The sequence below is a fragment of the Cellulomonas sp. zg-ZUI22 genome, assembly GCF_017353535.1.
Classification (GTDB): Bacteria; Actinomycetota; Actinomycetes; order Actinomycetales; family Cellulomonadaceae; genus Cellulomonas; species Cellulomonas wangleii.
On sequence record NZ_JAFMUZ010000009.1, the window covers coordinates 196,771 to 218,353 of the forward strand.

Consider the following 21,583-nt stretch of genomic DNA (forward strand, 5'->3'; position numbering starts at 1 on the left):
TGCCAGTGTCGGACGCCGGGGGCGTGCCCGCGCGCGGTGCCGGGCCACCGGGCGCGGTCCCGCTGTCGCCACCGCGACGTCACCCGGCGCGGCCGGTGCAACGTCCCGGCACCCGGCCGAGATGGCCGGGAGTAGGGTCGCGCTGCGCGCACCGACGAGGGTGCCGCACCCCGCGTGCCGGGCCGTCGGCGCGCCGCGCCCAGGACCGGGGAGCCGGATGACCGCCACCACCGAGTACGACCGGTTCGGCCCGTGGATCGACGAGGTCACGACCCCCGACGACGTCCCGCGCCTCTACCGCGACCACCCGCTCGACCTCGACGCCGCGCGGCTCGTCCTCAAGGTCCCCCGCAACATCGCCCGGCGCGACGCGACCGCCGACATGGACCTGTACGACCACCTGCTGGTCGTGGACGCGACGACCCTGACGGTGCTCAGCCGACGCGCGGCGGAGCGGGCGCGCCGCGGCGTTCCCGCGGTCCCGGCCGGGTACGACGTGCGCACGGTGCCGCTGACGCGCGTCGTCGTGGTCCAGGAGTCCGTCGACCTGCTCGATGGGCGGCTGACGGTCCGCACCGACGACGGCGCCGCGCTGACGGTGCGGTTCAACGGGTCGGCGCGCACGCAGGTCACGCGGCTGGTCGACGTGCTGCGCGCGGGTGCGGTCGTCGGCGCGCCGACCGCGGTCGGGCGCGCCCTGGACGCCGCGGGGCGCGCCGCCGCACCGTGCCCGCTCGACCCGGGCCCCGAGGACCTCGCCCTGGTCGCCGACGTCACCGCGGCGGTCCGCGCGAACCCCGGCCTGGTGCCGTGGGCGTGCCACGGGCGGCGCCGGCTGACGGTCCGGCCCACCGGGGCGCTCGGCCTCGTGCGGCTGGCCGCGCACGTGCTGTCCCCGGCCACCGTGGAAGGGGCGGTCGTCGCGGGCGACGGGTCGGCCGTCGAGGTGATCGGCCGCAGCACCTGGGTCACGCGCGGGCAGACGCCGCAGCACTCCGCGTCGCGGCTCGTGCTGCCGCTCAGCCGGCTGGACACCGTCGCGCTGACCCCGCACCCGCTGTACGCGGACGCCACGCAGGTGGAGCTCACGCTCGGCGCCGCCGTCGCGACGATCGTCGTCCCGGCGGGGTCGGCGATCGAGTCCGTCGTCGCCGCCGCACGAGCGGGGTGAGGCGGCCCGGTCGGTGAGCCTGCGCGACTGTCGGCGCCTGCTGCCATGCTCGCCGGGTGGAGCTGCGGTTCGGCGGTGAGGTGATCTGGTGGCGCGGACCCGCGCCGTACCACTTCGTCGCGCTCCCCGACCCCGAGGCCGCACGCCTGCGGGCGATCGCCTCGCGCGTCACGTACGGCTGGGGCTGCATCCCCGCGACGGTCACGCTGGGCGCGACGACGTTCACCACGTCGATCTTCCCCAAGGACGGCGGCTTCATGGTGCCGGTCAAGGTCGCCGCCCGGCGCGCCGAGGGCGTGGAGCTCGGTGACGACGTCGACGTGGTCGTCGTGGTGGGCGACCCCGACGGCCCGGACGACGCCGACGACGCCCTCGACGCGCGACCACCCGACGGACCGTCACCCCCCGCACAGCCGGCCGCCCGCCCCCGGCGCAACGACCCGGCGGACGACGACGACTACTACGACCCCGCGGCCCGGACCCCGACCACGGACGGTCCACCGGCGCAGCCCTGACCGGTGCCCGGGACCGGTGCGCGCCGCACGTCCGGATGCCGAGCAGGTCGCCCGAGGAACCCCCACGTACCGTCACGCTTCCGCCCATGACGACCGTGGGAACCGTGCCGTCCGGACCGACCGTGCGCCGCGTCGCCGCGGGTGACCACGCTGCCTGGACACGGCTGTTCCGCGCGTACCGCGCCTTCTACGAGCTGCCCGACGACGGCCACGCCATCGCCACCACATGGGGGTGGGTCGTGGGCGAGCAGCACGGCATGACCGGTCTGGTCGCGGTCGGGGCGGACGGCGCCCTGCTGGGGCTGGCGAACCTGCGCGCGTTCGCCCGGCCGTCGACCGGCACGACCGGCCTGTACCTCGACGACCTCTTCGTCGACCCGGACGCGCGACGCAGCGGCGCCGGCTCGGCCCTGCTGCGCGCGGCGGGCGACCTCGCGGCCCAGCGGGGCGACACGGTCGTGCGGTGGATCACCGCGCAGGACAACACGCGAGCCCGGGCGCTGTACGACCGTCACGCCACGGCGACCCCGTGGGTCACGTACGACATGGCCCCGGGGCGGGTCGCCCGGACCTGAGCGCCGCCGCTGCCCCGCCGCACGCCGGACCGCGCGCTCTGTCCCCCCGCCGTCCGCTGCCGACGCCACGCCCCGACCCGGACTCGTCCCGTCCCGCCCGCTCAGCGCGCCAGGTGCTCGGCCAGGAACCGGCCCGCCCGGTGCAGCGCGCGGTCCGCCTCGTCGATGCGCCCCTCGAAGTTCTGGAAGACGTGAGGCGCCCCGGCGACGGCCTCGAGCGTCACGTCCACGTCCGCCGCGGCGGCACGGGCGGCCAGCCGGGTGGCGTCGTCGAGGAGCACGTCGTGCGCGCCCACCTGGACCAGCAGCGGGGGCAGCCCGTGCAGGTCCGCCAGCAGCGGGCTCGCGGCGGGGTCGGCGGGGTCGGCGCCGTCCAGGTACCGGGCCGCGTTCTCGGCGAGGCCGGCGGCGCTGTTCATCGGGTCCACCGCCTCGTGGGTGCGCAGGCTCTCCCCCGACAGGGTCAGGTCGACCCAGGGCGACATCAGCACGACCGCGGCGGGCTGCGGCAGGTCGGCGTCCCGGGCGGCGAGGAGCACCGCGAGCGCGAGGCCCCCACCGGAGGACTCGCCGGTCAGGGCGACCCGGTCCGGCGCGTACCCGGCGTCGAGCAGCCCTCGGTACGCGGCGAGCCCGTCCTCGACCGCCGCCGGGAACGGGTGCTCCGGCGCGAGCCGGTAGCCGAGCGAGTGGGCGCTCGCACCGGCCCGGTGCGCGAGGGCCGACGCCAGCGCCACGCCGGAGCGCGCGGACCCGAGGGCGTAGCCGCCGCCGTGCAGGTGCAGCACCGTGCCGACCGTGGTGGTCGACGGCTCGACCAGCAGCGCGGGGACGCCCCCGAGCGTGACCTCGGTGACGGTGACGCCCGGATCGGGTGGGCGGGTGGAGAACATCTCGAAGCCGGCGCGCCGCTCGGCGAGCGTCCCCGACGGCGCGGGAAACCCGCGCAGCTCGCGCTCGAGCGCGATGAGCTGGTCCTTCGACATGTCGCCCCCTGGCCCTCGACCCGATCACTCCCAGGTTGCCACCCGATGAGTCGGACCGCCCCCGCCGGTCGGGACAACGACACCCCGGAAGCCCCGCGAGAGGACCCCCCATGACCGCCCCCTACACCTTCGACGTCTTCGTGAGCCTCGACGGCTACGGCTCCTACGGGCCGCCGGGCGACTGGGGCGGGTACTGGGGCAAACAGGGGCCGGAGCTGCTGCGCCGGCGCCACGAGCTCTACGAGGGCGAGCAGCGCATGGTGTTCGGGGCCACCACGCTGCGCGAGTTCGTGACCATGTGGGCGGACAGCCCCGACGACTCGGGGATCCACGACTCGTGGGCCGGGCGCATGCGGGACCTGCCGGCGACCGTGGTGTCCTCGACGCTGCACGAGCCCGTCGACTGGCCCGACGTCACGGTCGCACGCGGGGACGCGGTCGAGGTCGTCGCCCGGCTGAAGGAGGAGTCCGACCTGCCGCTGCGCTCGCACGGCAGCCTGTCGCTGAACTGGGCGCTCATGGCCGCGGGCCTGGTCGACCGCGTGCAGGTGACGATCTTCCCGGTGATCACCGGGAGGACGGGGACGGCGCCGGTGTTCGGCGGCGCGGGCGACTTCGACCTCGAGCTGCTCGACAGCCGCGTGCTCGACGGGCGCACGCAGGAGCTGACCTACCGGCCCACGGCCCACTGACGGCCGGCGGAACCGGGGATCTCGACGCAGCTCCACGTCTCACCCTTGACCTCGACGCCGATGGACGCGGTGACCGTCAGCTGCTGGGTCGACATCGCGCCACCGTGGCGGGCCCGGGGCGCCGTCAGCCGTCCACGGCGTCGTCGTCCCGCACGGCGGGCCGCACCATCGCCGTCGCGGCGGCGCCGGGCAGCCGGACGGTCCCGGTGGCGCGGAACCCGAACCGCTCGTACAACCGGCGGCTGGCCGCGGTCGTGGACTCCAGGTAGGCCGGCAGCCCTGTGGTGTCGACGAGCGCGAGGCGGTGCGCGAGCAGGGCGGACCCGACGCCGCGACCGCGGGCGGTGGGCTCGGTGGCGACGTCGGCGAGGAACCAGTGCGGGTAGCGGGGGCGCAGCGCGGCGAACGCGCGCAGCGCCCGGGCGCTGGCCGGCAGGCGCCGCACACCCACGGCGCGCACCAGGCCCGGCAGCTCGCGCAGCAGCGGCCACCCGCCCGGCGAGTGGTCGGGCCCCTCCCACATCGCGACGCCCACGACGGGGCCGTCCGGTCCGTCCCGTGCCACGTCGACGACGCCCCGGCCCGCCAGCGCCATCCGCACGGCCGCCGCGTAGACGGACGTCAGCCGTGCGAAGCGGTCGTGGTCCCCAGGCACCAGCGAGCGCACGACCGCGTCGTCGCGCAGCGCGGCGGCGATGACGCGCGCACAGGACGGCACCTCGCCCGGGGCCACCTCGCCCACCTGCACGTCCACCGCGCCTCCCCGTGTGCCGCCGTCCGTCGACTCTCCACCCCCCGGGGCCGTTCCGCCACGTGGCCCCTCGCGCGACGCCGGGCGCCGGTACCTAGTGTTGCCAAGCAGCGGTACCTAGCGTTACTTTGTTCCAGTACTCAGTGACACCGAGGAGTGGGGACGACCCGTGGCCAACCAGCTGACGGAGATGCTCAAGGGCACGCTCGAGGGCATCGTCCTGACACTCCTCGAGACCCGGCCCGCCTACGGGTACGAGATCACCGCGCACCTGCGGGAGCAGGGCTTCACCGACATCGCGGAGGGCACCGTCTACGCGCTGCTCGTGCGCATCGAGCAGCGCGGGTTCGTGGACGTCGAGAAGGTGCCGTCCGAGAAGGGCCCGCCGCGCAAGGTCTACTCGCTGAACGCGGCGGGCCGGGACCAGCTCGCCGAGTTCTGGCGGACCTGGGACCTGCTGGCCGGCCGGATCGACCGGCTCCGCACCGCACGCACCGACAGCACCGACAGGGAGCGCTGACATGGTCGCCAGGTGGATCGAGGCCCTGACCGGGCCGTGGGAGCAGAAGAAGCAGTACCGGCGGGACGTCGCGCGCCTGCACGGCCTGCCCGAGCCGTACCGGACCGCCGCCACCGGCATGCACCGGTACCTCATGGCGACGTGCGGCCTCACGGACGGCGACGCCCTGGTGCAGATGGTCGGCGACCTCGCGGACCTCTGGGAGGGCGCCGCGGCCGACGAGCGGCCCGTGGGGGCGATCGTCGGCGAGGACCCCGTCGAGTTCGTGGAGGGCTTCGCCGAGGCGTACACCGGCGAGCGCTGGATCGACAAGGCCCGCACCCGCCTGGTCCGCGCCATGGACGAGGCCCAGCGCCGGGAGCAGCCGTGAGCGCGGCAGCCGTGCGCGCCCCGGCCGTCCGGGTGCGCGGCGTCGAGAAGTCGTTCGGCGACGTCCACGTGCTGCGCGGCGTCGACCTCGACGTGATGCCCGGCAGCGTCGTCGCCCTCCTCGGGTCCAACGGCGCGGGCAAGACGACGCTCGTGCGCATCCTCGCGACGCTGCTGCGGCCCGACGCCGGCACGGCCGTCGTCCACGGCTTCGACGTCGTGGCCGAGGCCGCGCGGGTGCGCGGCGCCATCAGCCTGACCGGTCAGTTCACGGGCGTCGACGACATCCTCACCGGCCGCGAGAACCTGGCGCTCGTCGCCCGGCTGCGCCACCTGCCGGACACGGGCGCCGTGGCCGACGACCTGCTCGCCCGGTTCGGCCTCACGGACGCCGGCGGCCGCCGCGCCGGCACGTACTCGGGCGGCATGCGGCGGCGGCTCGACATCGCCATGAGCCTGGTCGGGGACCCTCCCGTGATCTTCCTCGACGAGCCGACCACAGGCCTGGACCCACAGGCCCGGCTCGAGGTGTGGGCGACGATCACGCGCCTCGCCGCCGCGGGCACCTCCGTGTTGCTGACCACCCAGCACCTCGACGAGGCCGAGCACCTCGCCGACCGCATCGCGATCCTCCACGAGGGCGTGATCGTCCAGGACGGCACGCTGGCCGAGCTCCGGACGCTCCTGCCGCCCGCCACCGTCGAGTACGTCGAGAAGCAGCCGTCGCTCCAGGACGTGTTCCTCGCGCTCGTCGCCCCGACCTCCACCGACGGCCCGACCCAGGAGGACCCGTCATGAGCGCCACCCACGCGGTCGCCGACACCGCCGCCCTCACCGGCCGGTCCCTGCGGCACGTCCTGCGCAGCCCGGACACGATCGTCACGAGCGTCGTCACCCCGATCGCGATCATGCTGATGTTCACGTACGTGTTCGGCGGCGCCATCGAGACGGGCACGCGCGGGTCGTACCTCGACTACGTGCTGCCGGGCATCCTGCTCATCACCGTGGCGTCCGGTGTCGCCTACACCTCCTACCGGCTGTTCCTCGACGTGAGCAGCGGCATCGTCGAACGCTTCCGCTCGATGCCGATCGCGCGGCCCAGCGTGCTGTGGGCGCACGTCCTCACCTCGCTGGTGGCCAACCTCGCGGGGGTCGCGGTCGTCGTCGCCGTCGCGCTGCTGCTCGGGTTCCGCACCGGGGCGTCCGTCGGCGCGTGGCTCGCCGTGCTGGGGATGCTGACGCTGTTCACGCTCACCCTCACGTGGATCGCGGTGATCGCCGGCGTCGCCGCCACCTCCCCCGACGGGGCGAGCGGCGTCGGCTACGTGCTGCTCTTCCTGCCGTTCATCAGCTCGGCCTTCGTGCCGACCGGCACCATGCCGGGGCCGGTGGCGTGGTTCGCCGAGCACCAGCCGGTGACGGCGGTCGTCGACACGATCCGCGCGCTGCTGGCCGGGCAGCCCGTGGGCTCGGACATCGGTGTGGCGCTGGCCTGGCTGGTCGGCGTGCTCGTCGTGGCGTACCTGGCGGCGGTCGCCACGTACCGGCGGCGGATCGGCTGACGGGTAGCCGGGCCGGGCGGCGGAGGGGGCCGCCCGGCGCCGGGTCAGCTCGCCGCGCCGCGCTCGATCCCGAGCGTCGCGACGAGGTCCTCGTGCAGCTCGAACCACACGCGGTGGCACGAGTCGACGTCCGTGCCGTCGACCCGGCCCGGCTCGCCGGCGGCGGCGCGGCGCCGCGCCCGCGCGAACCGCTCGTCGTAGCCGGCGAACCGCTGCAGGACGCCGCCGAGCCGGGCGACCAGCGGCACCAGGCCGCGCTCGACGGCCGCCAGGTCGTCGAGCACCGCGGCGTCCCACGCGGTGTCGGTGTGGTCGTTCGGGGCCAGGGGGTCGGCGGGCGTCGGACGCAGCTGCCAGCGGGTGCACGCCTCCTGCAGCCGGGTGTTCAGCGGCAGGAAGTCGCGGTGGACCGCACGGACCTCGTCCCACCCGTCGACGTCCGTGAGCTCGGCCGCCAGGCGACGCTCCCCCTCCGCGCGACCGGCCGCGGTGAGCGACCAGCCGCCCAGGCCGGCGAACGCCGCGTGCGTCACCCAGCCACGGGCCTCGGCGTCGAGCAGCAGGTCCTCGGTCACGTCGGCGCCGACGCCCGCACGCCGGGCGAGAGCGCCGACCTCCGCGAAGCCGGCGACGCGCACGGCGTGCAGCACCCGCAGGTCGGGCGCCGACGTGCGGGTCATGACGCGGTCCCGCGCCGGGCAGCGAGGCGGGCGTGGTGCTGCTGGCACGCCTGCGGTGAGTTGAACCCCATCGCGTCGGCGATCTGCGCCCAGGTGAGCCCGGCGCTGCGGGCGGCGAACAGCAGCCCGTCCTCGAGCCCGTCGACCTCGGCCCGCGCGGCGGGGAGCATGGTCAGCGCGGCCAGCAGAGCGTCGGGGCCGAGGTCGGCCGAGCGCCACACGGCGTCCTGCACGAGGTCGACGGCCGACGGCGGCATCGGTGCCGGCCGCCAGGGCTGCTCGCGGATCGCGTCCGCGCCCGCAGCCCGGAGCCGGCGACGGGCCTCGTGCTCGCGGTGCGCCTGCGCCTGGTCGTCGCGCGCCGCGGCGGCGAGACGGTCCTTGTGCTCCATGCGGCGATCGTCCACACTCAACAGTCGGTTGTCAACGGATCGTTGAGGACGTGAGGGGGTGCACCGTGCTCATCCCCCTCGCCGACGCCGACCGCCCGACGTGCGGCGGCAAGGCCGGTGCGCTCGGGGACCTGGTGCGGGCAGGACTGCCGGTGCCGGACGGGTTCGTCGTCCCGGTCGCGGCGCACCGGGGAAGCGACGCCCCCGGCGACCGGCCCGTGCCGCCGGACCTCCACGCCGCCCTGACCGACGCCCTGCACGCGCTCGGCGACGTGCCCGTGGCCGTGCGCTCGTCGGCGGGGCACGAGGACGGGACGCACGCGTCGGCCGCCGGGCAGCACGCCACCGTCCTCGGTGTGCGTGACGTGGCCGACGTCGTCGACGCCGTCCGCGCCTGCTGGACCTCCCTGCACGCACCGGGTGCGGTCGCCTACCGCGCCGCGACCGCCGGCCCGGGCCACCCCGTCATGGGTGTGCTCGTGCAGCGGCTGGTCGACGCCGACATCGCGGGCGTGCTGTTCACGCGCGACGACGGCACCGTCCTGATCGAGGCGTCGTGGGGGCTGGGCGCGACGGTCGTCGGCGGCACGGTCACCCCCGACGCCCACCGCGTCCAGGGCGACGGCACCGTCACGCGGACCGTCGCGGACAAGCGCACCCGTGCGGACCGGGTCGGCACCCGGATCGTCGTGCGCGACGTCCCCGACGGCGACCGCCTGCGACCGGCCCTGGACGACGCCACCGCCGTACGGCTCGCCGACCTGGGGCGACGCGCCGCCGACCTGCTCGGCGCGCCGCAGGACGTCGAGTGGGCGGTGGCCGACGGCACCGCGTGGGTGCTGCAGGCCCGGCCCGTGACGTCCGAACCGCCCACGGGTGCCCCGACCGCGGCCGCTCGTGCCCTCGACGGGGGTGCACCGGACGGCGTCGCTACGGACCTGCTGACGGGCACACCGGGCAGCCGCGGCACCGCGACCGGCCCGGCGCGCGTGGTGCACGGGCCCGCCGACTTCGCGCGCGTCCGCCGCGGTGACGTGCTGGTCTGCCGGTGGACCGACCCGTCGTGGACGGCACTGCTGCACCTCGCCGCCGGCGTCGTCACCGAGACCGGCGGGGTGCTGTCGCACGCCGCGATCGTCGCCCGCGAGCGCGGGATCCCCGCCGTCCTCGGTGTCGCGCACGCGACGACCGCGCTGGCGGACGGCTCGACCCTGCAGGTCGACGGCACCACCGGCACCGTCGGCGCACCTGGCGCCCCGAGGACGTGATCGCATGGCGACCCGCCACCTGTACGTCGCCCGCCACGGCGAGGCGGACGCGCTGGGGACCCTCACCGCCACCGGCCGCCGACAGGCCGCACTGCTGGGCGAGCGCCTCGCACGCGTCCCGGTCACGGCCGTGTGGCACTCGCCGCTGCCGCGCGCCGTCGTGAGCGCCCACGAGGTCGCCCGGCACCTGCTCGGGGTGGCCGTCGCACCGGCCGACGAGCTCGTCGACCACGTGCCGCACGTCCCGGCGCCGGCCGACGTGCCGCGCGCGCTGGTGGGGTTCTTCGACGGGTTCGACACCGCCGAGGCCGCCGCGGGGCGACGCACGGCCGACGCCCTCGCCCAGCGGTTCGCCGCCGCGCCGGCCGGCGCGGACGACGTCCACGAGGTCCTGGTGACCCACGCCTACCAGGTCGCGTGGCTGGTCAGGCACGCACTGGACGCCCCCGACGCCCGCTGGATCGGGCTCGAGAGCGCGAACGCCGCCCTGACCGTCCTGGAGTACCGGCCCGACCTGCCGCCGACCCTCGTGACGTTCAACGACCAGAGCCACCTGCCACCCGGGCTGCGGTGGACCGGCTTCCCCGGTGACCCGCGGGTCTGACCGCGTCGTGCGGCACACCCCGCCCGGGTCCGGCGCGCGGACGACGCCCGGGCTTTCCCCCGACGCCCCGGACGGTGGATGCTCATCCCCGTGAACCGAGCAGCCGCGGCAGTGGTGCCCCTGTCGATCCCGAGCCCCGACCTGTCCTGGTCGGGCATCTCCGTCGGCCCCCTGACGTTCCACACCTACGCGCTGTGCCTGATGGCGGGCATCGCGGCGGCGGTCTGGCTGACCTCGCGGCGGCTGACGGCGCGCGGCGGACCCCCCGGGGCGGTCCTCGACATCGCGATCTGGGCCGTGCCGTTCGGCATCATCGGCGCCCGGATCTACCACGTGGTCACGCACCTCGGGAACTACGTGGACGACCCCGTGAGCGCGCTCTACGTGTGGGAGGGCGGCATCGCGATCCTCGGCTCGCTCATCGGCGGGACGGTGGGCGCCGCCATCGGGTGCCGCCGCGCCGGGGTGCGGCTCCTGTCGTTCGCCGACGCGCTGGCCCCGGCCATGCTGCTCGCGCAGGCGATCGGGCGGCTCGGCAACTGGTTCAACCACGAGCTGTACGGCAGCCCCACCACGCTGCCGTGGGGCCTGGAGATCCCGTCGAGCAACGGCGCCTTCCCCCCGGGCCTGCCCGACGGGACGCTGTTCCACCCGCTGTTCCTCTACGAGATGCTGTGGAACCTGCTCGGGATCGCGGTGATCCTGCTGCTGGAGCGGCGCGTCGCGATGCGCTGGGGCACCGCGTTCGGCGCGTACCTGGTCTGGTACGGCGCGGGCCGGGTGTGGCTCGAGCTGCTGCGCATCGACCCGACCAGCGTCACGCCGCTGGGCCTGCCCGCCAACGTGTGGGGCGCCCTGGCCGCGGTGGTCACCGGGGTGACGCTCATCGTGGTGCAGCGGCGCCGGCACCCCGAGCCGGAGACGTCGGTGCTGCTGCCCGGGCGCGAGCCCGTGGCGGCGGACGAGCAGGCCACCCCGGAGCAGGCGGACGCCCCGGAGCAGCAGGAGGCCTCGGACGAGCAGGCCGCGCCCGGGCAGCAGGCCACGTCGAGCGGCACGGGCACCCCGCCGACGACGTCCGCCTGAGCCCTGCCTCAGGCGGACGACGCACCGGCGTCAGGCGTACGACGCCGTCACCGTCCGCGTCGCCCCGTCGAGCGTCATCCGCCCGCCGTACGGGACGATCCACTGCGGCCGCGTGTGGCCGAACGGCACGCCCACGCACACGACGGCCTCGGGGTTGTAGCGCGTGACCTCCCCGACGACGGCATCGCGCTGCTCGGCCCTGCGGCGCGCACGCTCGTCGGCGTCGAGCCGCACCTCGAACCCCGTCACGGGCGGGCGGGCGACGCACACGCCCGCGACGGCGGCCAGCAGCCCGCGCTCACCGAGCGAGCGCACCCAGTGCTGCACGGTCGGCGCCGACGGCAGCTCCTCGCTCGTCTCCAGCAGGAGGACCGCGCCCTGCAGGTCCGCGGTGGGCGGGAACCGGTCGGCCATCGCGATCCAGTCGAGGACGTCGAGGCACCCGCCCCAGGTGGGGCCGGTGACCGAGCGCGCCGGGCCCGCCCACGTCCACGGCCCGGTGGGCTCCCGCTCGCCGTGCTCGGTCAGGGCGCGGGGGTCGAGCCAGTCGTGGCCGAGGTCCTCGGACTCACCCGGCTCGGTCAGCGTGAGCGTCTCCCCCGTCAGCAGCGCCGCGCGCAGCGAGGCGAGGTGGACGTCGTCGACCGCGGGTCCGGGGCCCAGGTGCACCTGCGTGGAGCCGCCGTAGAAGCCGGCGACGCCCTGCTGCCACAGCCAGCTCAGCAGGTTGGTGTTGTCGCTGTAGCCGAGGAAGGGCTTGGGATCCGCCCGGACGGCCTCGGCGTCGAGGTGGGGCACGACGAGGACCTGGTCCTCGCCCCCGATCGTCGCCAGCACCGCCCGGATCGTCGGGTCCGCGAACGCGACGTTCAGGTCCCGCGCGCGTTCCTGCGGGGACGCCCCGAGCTGCCGGGTCGTCGGGTACTCGACGGGCACCAGACCGGTGGCCTCGACCAGCCGGCGCATCGCCTGCTCGTGCACGGCGGGCGCGAACCCGGGCGCGGCGAACGACGGGGACACGACCGCGACGCGGTCACCGGGGGCGAGCTTGGGCGGCGTGACGAGGGTCGGCATCGCGCCACCCAAGCAGAGACCGACCCGCCCGACCCCTTGATTTCCTACTTGTCCTTGCAAGCGTGGGGGGACGTACCGGACGAACCACCGATCCTCACGCGTGGCTTCGACGACCGCCCGTGGGCGACGAATGCCGCGTACCGGTGGGTAACGCCCCGGTAACGATGTGCGCCCGAACGGTGCGAAGTACCTAGTACTCACTGTTCCACGCAGGTCGGGCGCTGCTAGACAGTCGATGCCCGGTCCGCGAGGGACCAAGGTCCCACTCCCGGACCGTCGGATGCCCTTGCCCCGGCCTGGCGTCACGTCACGCACCACAACGGAGTGGTCATGATCAGACACGTACTCGCGGGCACGCTCCTCGCCGCCCTCGCCGCCCTCGTCGTCCTGCTGTCCGGGGTCCTCGGCCCCGAGGTCCAGGGGGTCGCCCTGCTGGGCGCGGCCCTCGGCGGTGCGCTCGGGCTCGTGCCCGACCGGTCCGCCGCGGAACGCGCCGGCGCCTTCGCCGTCGGGTTCGCCGCCGCCTGGATCGGCTACCTGCTGCGCGCCGCCGCGCTGCCCGACGCCCCCAGCGGCCGCGCCGTCGCGGTGCTCGTGGTGCTTCTCGTCTGCCTGGCGGTGACCGCCGGCACCCGCGGGCGGCTGCCGCTGTGGGCCGCGCTGCTCGGCGCGGCCGCCATGGCGGGCTCCTACGAGTCCCCGTACGCCGCGGACCCCTCCGGCTTCGCGACGACGTCCCCCGTCTTCGCGACAGCCGTGCTGCTCACCGCGGCGGCGGGCTTCGTCGCGACCGCGCTGCTCGGCCCCGCCGTGCAGGCGGATCGCGAGACCGAGCGGCTCGACGACCCCGCTCGGGGCCCCGCGCACGCCGCACCGGCGACGGGGGCGCACGAACCCGCACCCACCACGGTCGGCCCGCGGACCGCGGCTCCGGCCCGGCCCACGTCGTCCCGTCCCTACGAGCCCACCACGGAGGCATGACGTGACCGCACGCGCCCCGCACCGGCCCGCGCCGCGCCGGACCGCACGCCACCGGCCCGCGGCGAGCCCCGCCGCCCGGCGGTCCGGCATCGCCGCGCTCGGCTGCTGCTCGTCCTGCTCCTCGCCGTCGCCCCGGCAGCCGCCGCGTCCGACGATGTCGTGGTGACCAACACCGAGACCGTCCAGGCACGGCTCGACGCCGACGGCCGGCTCCAGGTCGCGCGCGTCTACGACCAGCTCGCGTTCAGCGGCACGGGCACCACGACCGTCCGCAACCCCGTCTCGACGCAAGGGCTGCGCAACCTCGACGGCTTCGGCGGCTACACCCTGCACGACGACGCGATGGAGACCACCGTCGACGTCGACGGACGCAAGCGGCTGCGCACGGTCAGCGACTTCACGCGCGAGCTGCCCGTGAGCATCGACGTCGAGTACCGGCTCGACGGGGAGAAGGTGTCCGCGGGCGGGGTGGTCGGCAAGTCCGGCACCCTCGAGGTCCGGTACACCGTCACCAACCTGACGACGCGCCAGGACGAGGTCACCTACGACGACGGCACGGGCAAGAAGGCCACGGCGACCGCCGAGACCGTCATCCCGTTCGTCGGGCAGCTCACCACGACCCTGCCGCCGTCGTTCACGTCGGTCAGCTCGGACGAGGCGAACATGGCCGGCGACGGGCGCGGCGGCACGCGGATGAGCTACACGATGACCCTGTTCCCCCCGATCGGGTCGGCGACGGCCGAGTTCGGGTACACCGCGCAGGTCACCGGCGGGCGCATCCCGGCCGCGAACGTCTCGGTGCTGCCGGTGTCGCCGCTGACCAGCCCGTCCTTCAAGGGCGGCTCGGCCAGCTACGCCGGCGGCGCGCGCAGCGGCATCGCCCTGACCGAGGGCGCGAGCGAGATCGACGCGAACCTCCTCAAGCTGCGCGACGGCGCCGCGACGCTGCTCGACGGGCTCCTGCAGCTGCAGGCGGGCGCCGACCAGCTCTCCGCCGGGCTCAACGACACCGCCGTGCCCGGCGCCGCCCGGCTCGCCGACGGCGTCGCCCAGGTCGACGACGGCGCGGCCGACCTCGCCACCGGCGCGCGGACGCTGGACGCCGGCGCGGACCAGCTCGCCACCGGCGCCGCGACCCTCGACGCCGGGCTGGCGTCCGCCGGCAGCAAGGTCCCCGAGCTGCTGGGCGGCCTCACGACGGTCAGCGAGGGCCTGCAACGATGGACCGCCGCCTCGAGACGATGTACGAGGAGATCGGCAACGTCCCGGCCCAGGCGCAGCCGATCAGGGACGGCGTCGCCAACCTGCAGGACGGCGTGACCGCGCTGCTCGACGGGCTCTCGACCCTGCACGGCCTGCAGTCGGCGCTCGCGGGGGTCTACGGCGAGCTCGGGTCGACGACCGCCACGGTGAGCGCCGCGACGGACGCCCAGCAGATGGGCGCGTTGGCCCAGCTGTTCGGCGGGCTCGCGGCGCAGACGGCGGACCCGACCCAGAAGGGCCAGTTCCAGACGCTCGCGGGGCTGTACGACCCCCGGGCGTACGCCGCCGCACCCACGACTCCCGTCCCGCTGGCGCCGGCGTTCCAAGGGCTGGCGGGCGTGACCGGTACCGCCGTCTCCGGTCTGCAGACGGCCCTCTGCGGGCTCTCGAGCCAGGCCACCGCCGCTTGCGACCCCAAGAGGACCGGCCTGCGCGAAGGGCTGGCGCTCACCGCCGGCGGTATCGACCAGATCACCGACGGCGTCGTGACCAAGGTGCGCGCGGGCGTCGGGGTCGCGGGCCAGACCAAGGACGACAGCACGCTGCGCGGCGGCGTCGCGTCGCTGTCGGCGGGCGTGGGACAGCTGTCCGCGGGCGGGCAGACGCTCGTCGGCGGCCTGGGACAGCTCTCGGCGGGTGCGTCGGCCCTGCGGTCCGGCTCCTCGCAGCTCGCCGACGGGGCCGGGCGCCTGGCCGACGGCACCTCGACCCTGGTCGCGGGGACCGGGCGGCTCACGGCCGGCGCGGACCAGCTGGCGACCGGTCTGCGGACCGCCGCCGACGGCTCGCTCACGCTGGCCGACGGGATCACCACGGCCGCCGACGGCGCCCCCGCGCTCGTCGACGGCGCGGGCCGACTCTCCGAGGAGGGGACGTCGGTGCTGGTCGAGACCGGCGCCGCCACCGCCGCCGACTACGGCATCAAGTACGCCGTCATCCAGGCCGGTGCCGACCGCGCCGCGACCGAGTCCATGGCGTACGGCGGTCCCGAGGGCGCGGCGTCCGTCACCGCGTACTCGATCGACATCGCCGCGGCCGACGGGGCGGGCGCGAGCTCCATCGGGCGCGGGGTGGCTGCCGCCGCGCTGTTCGGGCTCGGTGCGCTGCTCGCCGGGGTGGCACGGCGTCGGTTCGTCTGACGGACGTCGGCGGGCCGGGCTCGAAGCCCGGCCCGCCGGCGTCACGCCTCCGGGGGGACGGTGCCGAGGATCGGGTCGTCCGGGACCGCCCGAAGGCGCGGCGCGCCTCCACCCGTCGCACCGCCGACGCCGCCGGACCGACACCTGCGACTGGACCGGATGGGTGAACCGCCATGCCGGCTCCCGCACGAAGTCATGCGCTCAAGAGAGATGGCAGGCGAAAGGGACCTTCTGGGCCCGACTCGTCCACTACGGTCCGGGCTGCGCGTGGCTGCGGCACCAGCGGCGTCAGTGATCGGAGTGCCGGGCCGGCGACGGCGCCGACGGAGCCAGGGAGCGCTCGTGTTCGAGTTCGGGGTGAGTGAGTCGTCCGCGGGGCTGGCCGCGTTGTTCGGTGAAGGAATCCGCCTCGTCTCCAGGTACTACGTCGAGGACCCCGAGACCGGGAGCCTCCTGGTCGAAGCCGGAGGCGTCGGCCGCGGGGAGAGCGGCGAGACCCTCGTCCTGCGCTGGCACGGGCGCCCCATCGGGCTCGAAGCCCGCGTGACACGTCGGGACGACGAACACGGCACCCACCCGCTCGCCACCCTGTCGGAGCTGGGCACGAGCAGCTTCGCCCTGCTGAAGGCGGGGGTTCCTCATGTCGAGCTGACACCGGAGGACGCCACCCGGGCCATGCAGGTCGCCGCCGAGGCGTACGTCGTCTACGCGACCTACCGCGAGGACCACGGGCCTGGTATCCGCGTCACCGACCCGCTGGACCCGAACCGCGAGCTGTCACCCGCCGACTTCGGCTACGGCGAGATCACGCCCGAGCGGTGGGGCAAGCGATGAGCGCCGCGATGCGGGGGGCCCCGACGCGCCGCTCACCGAGTACATCGCCTGGCTGGAGGCGCGCAACGCGGACGTCCGCGAGAACGGTGCGCCCCCTGACCACCGACGCGCTCGCCGAGCTCGCGAGCCGTGCGTCGGTCGAGAGCCCGAACGCCACCGACGGCGCGATCTTCTACAGCGGGAAGAACCCGTACGACGCTAATGCGTCCGCCATCGGGCTTGCCACCGATGCGGCCGGGAAGCTAGCCGTGATCGACGAGACGACATTCGCGTACCTCATCGACTCGCCACAGCTCAAGAACGCCTATAAGGACGCGACCGGGCGGCAAACCACTGGACTGGAGTTACGACAAGCCGACGGAGAATTTCGTCAACCGGATCTGGGGCGAGGCGTCCGAGCGCTACGTGGCTGCCGCCCACGGCGACGTCATCGTCCTGCTCCCGGATCACGCGCGCATTGACCGCGTTCTCGGCACGCCACCGCGTCTCGGCCCGACTCGTCCACTACTGTCCGGCTGCGCGCCGCCGTGACACCAGCCGGCGCCGGTGATCGGAGTGCCGGGCCGGCGACGGCACCGGCGGAGCCAGGGAGCGCTCGTGTTCGAGTTCCGGGTGAGTGAGTCGTCCGCGGGGCTGTCCGCGGCGTTCGGCGAAGAGATCAGAGTGGCCGCCGCGAGTGTCGAGGGGGCACACGTGTTCGAGTACCGCAAGGGCCGCACCGTGGGAGAGGTCGCCGCGCTGTTCGGCGACGGGGTCACGCTGGCGGACAGGACCTACGTCGAGGACACCGAGACCGGCAGCCTGCTGGTCCCCGCCGGCGGGGACGGCCCGGAGAACCCGGGCGGCTCCTACGTGCTGCGGTGGCACGGGCGGGCCATCGGGGTGGACTACCGGATCACCCGCCGCGACGACGAGCACGGCGACCACGCCCTCTTCACGCTCAGCGGGCCCGGCGCGTCCCACGGCGCCCTGCTGCGGGCCAAGGTGCCGCTGGTCGACCTGACGCCGGAGGACGCGACGCGCGCACTGCACGTCGCCGCCGAGGCGTGCGTCGTGTACGAGTCCCACCGCGCCGACTACGGCCCGGGCGCCCGCGTCACCGATCCGCTGGACCCGGCCCGAGAGCTGTCGCCCGCGGACTTCGGCTACGGCGAGATCGCGCCTGTGACGCGAGGTGCCCGATGAACCCGATGCCGGCGCCCGGAGCGTCCCTCGCCGAGATGGTCGACTGGCTCGCCGCCCACGACGACGCGGTCGCGGACGGCACAGCCGCACCGCTCACCGAGACCCAGCTGCTGGACCTGGGCTGGGGTGACCCGCTCGACCCGGGCGTCAAGTGGAACAACGACCTGTGGGCGACGGCCTCGGCCCGGTACGCGGCCGCAGCACGGGGCGACGTGATCGTCCTGCTGCCGCAGGACGGCGCCGACTGGACCCGCGACTTCGGGACCGTCGAGCTGCCCGGCCTGCTGGCCGACACCGCCGTCGACACCATCAACGGCATCTCGCGGGACTCCCTCGTGCGCGCCTGGGAGAACACGCGGAGCGACGCGCTCGCCAACGGGTTCACGCCCGACGAGGCCCGCCAGCACGCGCTGCTGGCCGTGTTCGACGACCGGCGGAGCCAGGGGAGCGCTCGTGTTCGAGTTCCGGGTGGGTGAGTCGTACGCGGGGCTGTCCGCGTTGTTCGGTGAAGGGATCAGGCTCGCCTCCAAGTTCTACGTCGAGGACCCCGAGACCGGCAGCCTCCTGGTCAGGGCCGGAGGCGTGGGTCGCGAGGAGAGGGGCGAGGCCCTCCTGCTGCGCTGGCACGGGCGCCCCATCGGGCTCGAGGCTCACGTGACGCGGCGCGACGACGAGCACGGCGCCCACTCGCTCGCCACGCTGTCGGAACTGGGCACGAGCAGCTTCGCCCGGCTGGCGACGGGGGTGCCCCATGTCGAGCTGACGCCGGAGGACGCCACCCGGGCCATGCACGTCGCCGCCGAGGCATTCGTCGTCTACGCGACCCACCTCGGGTTCTACGGACCCGGGATCCGCGTTATCGACCCGCTGGACCCAGACCGCGAGCTGTCACCCGCCGACTTCGGCTACGGCGGGATCACGCCCGAGTGGTGGAACAACCGATGAGCGCCGCGATACCGGGCCCCGACGCACCGCTCGCCGAGTACCTCGACTGACTGGACGCACGCAACGCCGACGTTCGCGAGAACGGCGCGCCACCGCTGACCACCACCGAGCTCGCGCGCCGTGCGTCGGTCGAGAGCCCGAACGCCACCGATGGTCGCTCACCCCGGTTGACGGGACCACCGCGGCCGCCCTGCAGGCCGGGGTGGCGCGGCGTCGGTCGTCTGACGCCGGTCCGCCCGGCGGACGTCACGCCTCCGGCAGAACCTCGCGCAGCCGTGCGGCGAACGCCTCCGGCTGCCCGGGCATCCCGAACTCGTCGCCCAGGAACCCGCCGTGGTTGCTCGGGAAGATGGCGACCTGCGTGCCGAGGAGGTCCGCGAGCGCGTGGGTCGCGCGCCACGTGATGATGCCCTCGCTCTCGATCCCGGCGGCGAGCACGACGCTCGTCGGTGAGGACCGCAGCGCGGCGACGTCCGGCTGGTACGCCGTCACCGGGGCCGACGCGCCGGAGAGCAGCGGGTCGTCGCGGGAGCCGTCGTCCTGCGCGGGCATGCCGAACGCCGCCGGGTCGGGCAGCTCGGTGAGGAAGTCCGCGGGGAACGGGCCCTGCCACGACGTGAGGGCGATGAACGCGGCCATGCCGTACCCCCAGCCGTGCTCCTGGTAGGCGGCGTCGACCCGGGCGGACACGGCCCGCGCGTTCTCGGCGTCGGGCAGCACCCCGAGGATCGGCGGCTCGTGCGCGACGAGCGTGCGGACGTCCTGCGGGTGGGCGGTGACCCACGCGAGGGCGGTGATCGCGCCGCCGCTGCTGCCGAACAGGTCGACCGGGCCGGCCCCCAGCGCGGTGACCAGCGCGTGCAGGTCCTCCGCCTGCACCGCCGGATCATGGTCCGTACGCCCGTCGTCCCGCGTGCTGCGGCCGATGCCGCGCGGGTCGTACGTGACGACGGTCCGGTCCGGGAAGTGGGAGGCCAGGGTGCCGAACCCCCGCGCGTCCATCGGCTGGCCGATGAGCACGAGCGGCGGTCGGCCGTCCGCCGTCGGCAGCGGGCCACGCACGTCGTAGGCGATGGTCGCGCCGGGCACGTCGAGGGTGCGGGACGTCGCGGTGTCGGTCATCGGGTCCTCCGGGGTGGGTGCGGGGTATGGCGTTCCGACCCGGCCCGATGGCGGAAGTCATCGGGGTCCAGGTGCGTGTGTCGCCCTCACCCGCGGAGCCGTCCCCTAGGGGCAGTGGGGCGCGGTGGCGACGTCGGCGCCGATCAGCGGCCAGTGCTCGCGCGCCACGTAGCCGGAGTACGTCACGCCCTCGTAGCTGATGCCGCCCTCGGGGTACTTCGGCACCGGGCCCTGGTCGTTGACCAGCCACTCCGCCGGCACCCAGCAGAAGGTGTCGCCCGGGAACATGTCGCGGACCATCGGCGTCGGGTACCCCGCCGCCGCCCACTGCGCGTACGTGAGCCGCACGCCGTTGAGCTTGGTCTCCGCGCCCGGGTTCCCCGGGTACGTCTCCGCGATCCCCGCGTCCCACGAGAGCTTGGCGTAGGAGGCGCTCCGCTCGACGAACGCCGGGAACCCCGCGGCCCGCCACTCGTCGAACGTCAGGATGTGGTTGACACCCCCGAACTCCGCGATGATCTCCGGCGACGAGGGGAACTTCGTGTAGCTCGTCTGCGGCAGCCAGGCGGCGGCGCGGGGCGTCGGGTACCCCGCTCGCGCCCACTCGTCGAAGGTGAGCACCTGCCAGATCGGCTCGGTGTGGGGGAAGGTCGTCCGCGCGACGATCTGCGGCGCCCACGGGTACTTGAGGTACTCGGTCGGCGCGGGCACCGGGGCCGGGGCCCCCCAGGCCAGCCACGTCTCGAACGACACGGGCTGCATCGTCGGCTGCCTCAGCCCGTAGTCGGTGACGAGGACGGACGTGTAGGGCCGGGAGTAGAACGGGAAGTCGGCGCGCGCCGCAGAAGCCGGCGCGGCACCGAGCCCGGCGACGAGCAGGACCAGCGTCGCGAGCGCGAGCAGTCGACGGGCGACCATGGGCGTGCCTCTTCTCGCAGGTGGGGACGCCACGATAGCGACAATGCGGGAGCCGCAGGGCGGATCACGCCGATGATCACCCGTCCCGCCGCGCGCTTTTTTCACCGGCGCGCGCGACGACCCCGGACCACCGGGTGTCGGTGGCCGCTGTCATGCTCGGTCCGTGGTGCTGCGGTTCGACGGTGAGCCGGTGTGGTGGCGCGGTCCGGCGTCCCACCTCGTCGTCGCGCGGCCCGCGCCGGAGGTCCCCGTGCCTGACGACGACACCCCTCGCACCACGACGCCGGAGCACGTGCCCGACGCCGCCGGCCTGAGTGTCCACGAGCTCGACGCCTCGACGTGGGACGCGTTCGCAGAGCTCGTCGAGCGCAACAACGGGATCTTCGGCGGGTGCTGGTGCATCGGCTGGCACCCCGAGTGCGGGCAGCGGGGCATCAGCCACCGCGACGTCAAGGAGCGGCGGGTCCGCACCGGCGGCGCCCATGCCGCGCTGGTCCTCGACGCCGACGGCCGGGCGCAGGGCTGGGCCCAGTACGGCAGCCCGCAGGAGCTGCCGAACATCAAGCACCGCCGGCGGTACGACCAGGAGCCGCCGCCGGTGCCCGACTGGCGGATCGCGTGCGTGTTCGTCGACCGCCGCCACCGGGGGCGGGGCGTCGCCCGCCTCGCCCTGGAGGGCGCGCTGGACTTCATCGCCCGGCAGGGCGGTGGCCGTGTCGAGGCGATCTCGGAGACCACCGCCGGCCGCGACGCCCAGGGGCGCTTCCTGTTCAGCGGGACGGTCGAGCTCTTCGACCGGTACGACTTCGACCGGGTGCGGCAGGTCGGCATGCACGCGTGGATCGTCCAGCGGGTGCTGGCCGCGCGCTGAGCGGTCGGCCGTGGGCGGGGTGGTCGCCAACGTGACAGTGGTCGCACCCCCGTGGTCCGCGCACCCGCGACGCGTACGAT

General features: G+C 75.1%; 27 protein-coding genes. 20 read left to right on the top strand and 7 right to left on the bottom strand.

The features are described 5' to 3' along the window. The first annotated feature begins 217 nt into the window (after positions 1-217). The 3 genes from J1G43_RS18205 (at position 218) to J1G43_RS18215 (ending at position 2,261) form a co-directional block, all read left to right on the top strand. On the top strand, positions 218-1,171 hold the full coding sequence (locus J1G43_RS18205) for a hypothetical protein (RefSeq protein ID WP_207379025.1): 954 nt from the start codon (positions 218-220) through the stop codon (positions 1,169-1,171). Between the two features lie 56 nt (positions 1,172-1,227). Then, positions 1,228-1,686, top strand: a complete 459-nt coding sequence (locus J1G43_RS19735; protein ID WP_207341762.1) for a DUF1905 domain-containing protein — start codon at positions 1,228-1,230, stop codon at positions 1,684-1,686. A gap of 86 nt (positions 1,687-1,772) precedes the next feature. Beyond that, positions 1,773-2,261 carry a GNAT family N-acetyltransferase gene (locus J1G43_RS18215; RefSeq protein ID WP_207371147.1) on the top strand — a complete coding sequence of 163 codons (489 nt, stop codon included), beginning with the start codon at positions 1,773-1,775 and terminating at the stop codon, positions 2,259-2,261. 101 nt (positions 2,262-2,362) lie between these two features. Here J1G43_RS18215 and J1G43_RS18220 read toward each other — a convergent pair whose 3' ends face one another. After that, positions 2,363-3,247 carry an alpha/beta hydrolase gene (locus J1G43_RS18220; protein WP_242635974.1) on the bottom strand — a complete coding sequence of 295 codons (885 nt, stop codon included), beginning with the start codon at positions 3,245-3,247 and terminating at the stop codon, positions 2,363-2,365. A 110-nt stretch (positions 3,248-3,357) separates the two neighbouring features. Here J1G43_RS18220 and J1G43_RS18225 point away from each other — a divergent pair, with 110 nt between their 5' ends. Next, complete coding sequence (locus J1G43_RS18225) at positions 3,358-3,939, top strand: dihydrofolate reductase family protein (protein WP_207379026.1); 582 nt, start codon at positions 3,358-3,360, stop codon at positions 3,937-3,939. A gap of 124 nt (positions 3,940-4,063) precedes the next feature. On the opposite strand, the gene J1G43_RS19740 is transcribed toward J1G43_RS18225, so the two are convergent. Next, positions 4,064-4,693: a GNAT family N-acetyltransferase gene (locus J1G43_RS19740; RefSeq protein ID WP_207379027.1), complete on the bottom strand. Its 630-nt coding sequence runs from the start codon at positions 4,691-4,693 to the stop codon at positions 4,064-4,066. Positions 4,694-4,859: 166 nt separating this feature from the next. Here J1G43_RS19740 and J1G43_RS18240 point away from each other — a divergent pair, with 166 nt between their 5' ends. From J1G43_RS18240 to J1G43_RS18255, 4 genes are read left to right on the top strand one after another with little or no spacing between them, the layout of a single operon-like run. Further along, positions 4,860-5,210: a PadR family transcriptional regulator gene (locus tag J1G43_RS18240; RefSeq protein ID WP_307859656.1), complete on the top strand. Its 351-nt coding sequence runs from the start codon at positions 4,860-4,862 to the stop codon at positions 5,208-5,210. A gap of 1 nt (position 5,211) precedes the next feature. Beyond that, entirely contained in the window at positions 5,212-5,580 is a 369-nt protein-coding gene (locus J1G43_RS18245; protein ID WP_207341757.1) for a DUF1048 domain-containing protein, read from the top strand. Beyond that, positions 5,577-6,377, top strand: coding sequence for an ABC transporter ATP-binding protein (locus tag J1G43_RS18250; RefSeq protein ID WP_307859657.1), 801 nt, complete (start codon positions 5,577-5,579; stop codon positions 6,375-6,377). The genes J1G43_RS18245 and J1G43_RS18250 overlap by 4 nt, the downstream gene beginning before the upstream one ends. Then, entirely contained in the window at positions 6,374-7,141 is a 768-nt protein-coding gene (locus J1G43_RS18255) for an ABC transporter permease (RefSeq protein ID WP_207371151.1), read from the top strand. The genes J1G43_RS18250 and J1G43_RS18255 overlap by 4 nt, the downstream gene beginning before the upstream one ends. Before the next feature lie 44 nt (positions 7,142-7,185). Here J1G43_RS18255 and J1G43_RS18260 read toward each other — a convergent pair whose 3' ends face one another. Together J1G43_RS18260 and J1G43_RS18265 are read right to left on the bottom strand one after the other, a co-directional pair. After that, complete coding sequence (locus tag J1G43_RS18260; protein ID WP_207379028.1) at positions 7,186-7,821, bottom strand: transcriptional regulator; 636 nt, start codon at positions 7,819-7,821, stop codon at positions 7,186-7,188. Next, positions 7,818-8,213 (bottom strand): DNA-binding protein, encoded by a 396-nt coding sequence (locus tag J1G43_RS18265; protein ID WP_207379029.1) that lies wholly within the window; start codon positions 8,211-8,213, stop codon positions 7,818-7,820. The genes J1G43_RS18260 and J1G43_RS18265 overlap by 4 nt, the downstream gene beginning before the upstream one ends. Before the next feature lie 50 nt (positions 8,214-8,263). Here J1G43_RS18265 and J1G43_RS18270 point away from each other — a divergent pair, with 50 nt between their 5' ends. From J1G43_RS18270 to lgt, 3 genes are all read left to right on the top strand, one after another. After that, entirely contained in the window at positions 8,264-9,481 is a 1,218-nt protein-coding gene (locus tag J1G43_RS18270) for a PEP/pyruvate-binding domain-containing protein (protein ID WP_307859658.1), read from the top strand. Between the two features lie 4 nt (positions 9,482-9,485). Continuing rightward, a complete protein-coding gene (locus J1G43_RS18275; protein ID WP_207379030.1) occupies positions 9,486-10,085 on the top strand; it encodes a histidine phosphatase family protein in 600 nt (199 codons plus the stop codon). A 90-nt stretch (positions 10,086-10,175) separates the two neighbouring features. After that, positions 10,176-11,171 carry a prolipoprotein diacylglyceryl transferase gene (gene lgt / locus J1G43_RS18280; RefSeq protein ID WP_374191815.1) on the top strand — a complete coding sequence of 332 codons (996 nt, stop codon included), beginning with the start codon at positions 10,176-10,178 and terminating at the stop codon, positions 11,169-11,171. Between the two features lie 30 nt (positions 11,172-11,201). Here lgt and J1G43_RS18285 read toward each other — a convergent pair whose 3' ends face one another. Next, the gene (locus tag J1G43_RS18285; protein WP_207379032.1) at positions 11,202-12,245 is read right to left on the bottom strand and encodes a S66 peptidase family protein; all 1,044 of its coding nucleotides are present in this window, start codon (positions 12,243-12,245) and stop codon (positions 11,202-11,204) included. 330 nt (positions 12,246-12,575) lie between these two features. Here J1G43_RS18285 and J1G43_RS18290 point away from each other — a divergent pair, with 330 nt between their 5' ends. The 8 genes from J1G43_RS18290 (at position 12,576) to J1G43_RS18325 (ending at position 18,592) form a co-directional block, all read left to right on the top strand. Then, entirely contained in the window at positions 12,576-13,226 is a 651-nt protein-coding gene (locus J1G43_RS18290; RefSeq protein WP_207379033.1) for a hypothetical protein, read from the top strand. A gap of 162 nt (positions 13,227-13,388) precedes the next feature. Beyond that, on the top strand, positions 13,389-14,546 hold the full coding sequence (locus J1G43_RS18295; RefSeq protein WP_207379034.1) for a hypothetical protein: 1,158 nt from the start codon (positions 13,389-13,391) through the stop codon (positions 14,544-14,546). Next, entirely contained in the window at positions 14,447-15,628 is a 1,182-nt protein-coding gene (locus J1G43_RS18300) for a hypothetical protein (RefSeq protein WP_207379035.1), read from the top strand. Before J1G43_RS18295 ends, J1G43_RS18300 begins: the two co-directional genes overlap by 100 nt. 342 nt (positions 15,629-15,970) lie before the next feature. Continuing rightward, on the top strand, positions 15,971-16,462 hold the full coding sequence (locus J1G43_RS18305; RefSeq protein ID WP_207379036.1) for a hypothetical protein: 492 nt from the start codon (positions 15,971-15,973) through the stop codon (positions 16,460-16,462). Positions 16,463-16,548: 86 nt separating this feature from the next. Further along, entirely contained in the window at positions 16,549-16,923 is a 375-nt protein-coding gene (locus tag J1G43_RS18310) for a hypothetical protein (RefSeq protein WP_207379037.1), read from the top strand. Positions 16,924-17,059: 136 nt separating this feature from the next. Next, positions 17,060-17,647, top strand: coding sequence for a hypothetical protein (locus J1G43_RS18315; RefSeq protein ID WP_207379038.1), 588 nt, complete (start codon positions 17,060-17,062; stop codon positions 17,645-17,647). Beyond that, positions 17,644-18,123, top strand: a complete 480-nt coding sequence (locus tag J1G43_RS18320; protein WP_207379039.1) for a hypothetical protein — start codon at positions 17,644-17,646, stop codon at positions 18,121-18,123. Before J1G43_RS18315 ends, J1G43_RS18320 begins: the two co-directional genes overlap by 4 nt. Then, positions 18,101-18,592, top strand: coding sequence for a hypothetical protein (locus J1G43_RS18325; RefSeq protein ID WP_207379040.1), 492 nt, complete (start codon positions 18,101-18,103; stop codon positions 18,590-18,592). The genes J1G43_RS18320 and J1G43_RS18325 overlap by 23 nt, the downstream gene beginning before the upstream one ends. Positions 18,593-18,838: 246 nt before the next feature. Here J1G43_RS18325 and J1G43_RS18330 read toward each other — a convergent pair whose 3' ends face one another. Together J1G43_RS18330 and J1G43_RS18335 are read right to left on the bottom strand one after the other, a co-directional pair. Next, on the bottom strand, positions 18,839-19,714 hold the full coding sequence (locus tag J1G43_RS18330) for an alpha/beta fold hydrolase (protein ID WP_207371162.1): 876 nt from the start codon (positions 19,712-19,714) through the stop codon (positions 18,839-18,841). Between the two features lie 105 nt (positions 19,715-19,819). Further along, positions 19,820-20,632 (bottom strand): hypothetical protein, encoded by an 813-nt coding sequence (locus tag J1G43_RS18335; protein ID WP_207371163.1) that lies wholly within the window; start codon positions 20,630-20,632, stop codon positions 19,820-19,822. 163 nt (positions 20,633-20,795) lie between these two features. Between J1G43_RS18335 and J1G43_RS18340 the strand changes: the two genes are divergently transcribed. Next, positions 20,796-21,503, top strand: coding sequence for a GNAT family N-acetyltransferase (locus J1G43_RS18340; RefSeq protein ID WP_307859659.1), 708 nt, complete (start codon positions 20,796-20,798; stop codon positions 21,501-21,503). Positions 21,504-21,583: the final 80 nt, after the last annotated feature.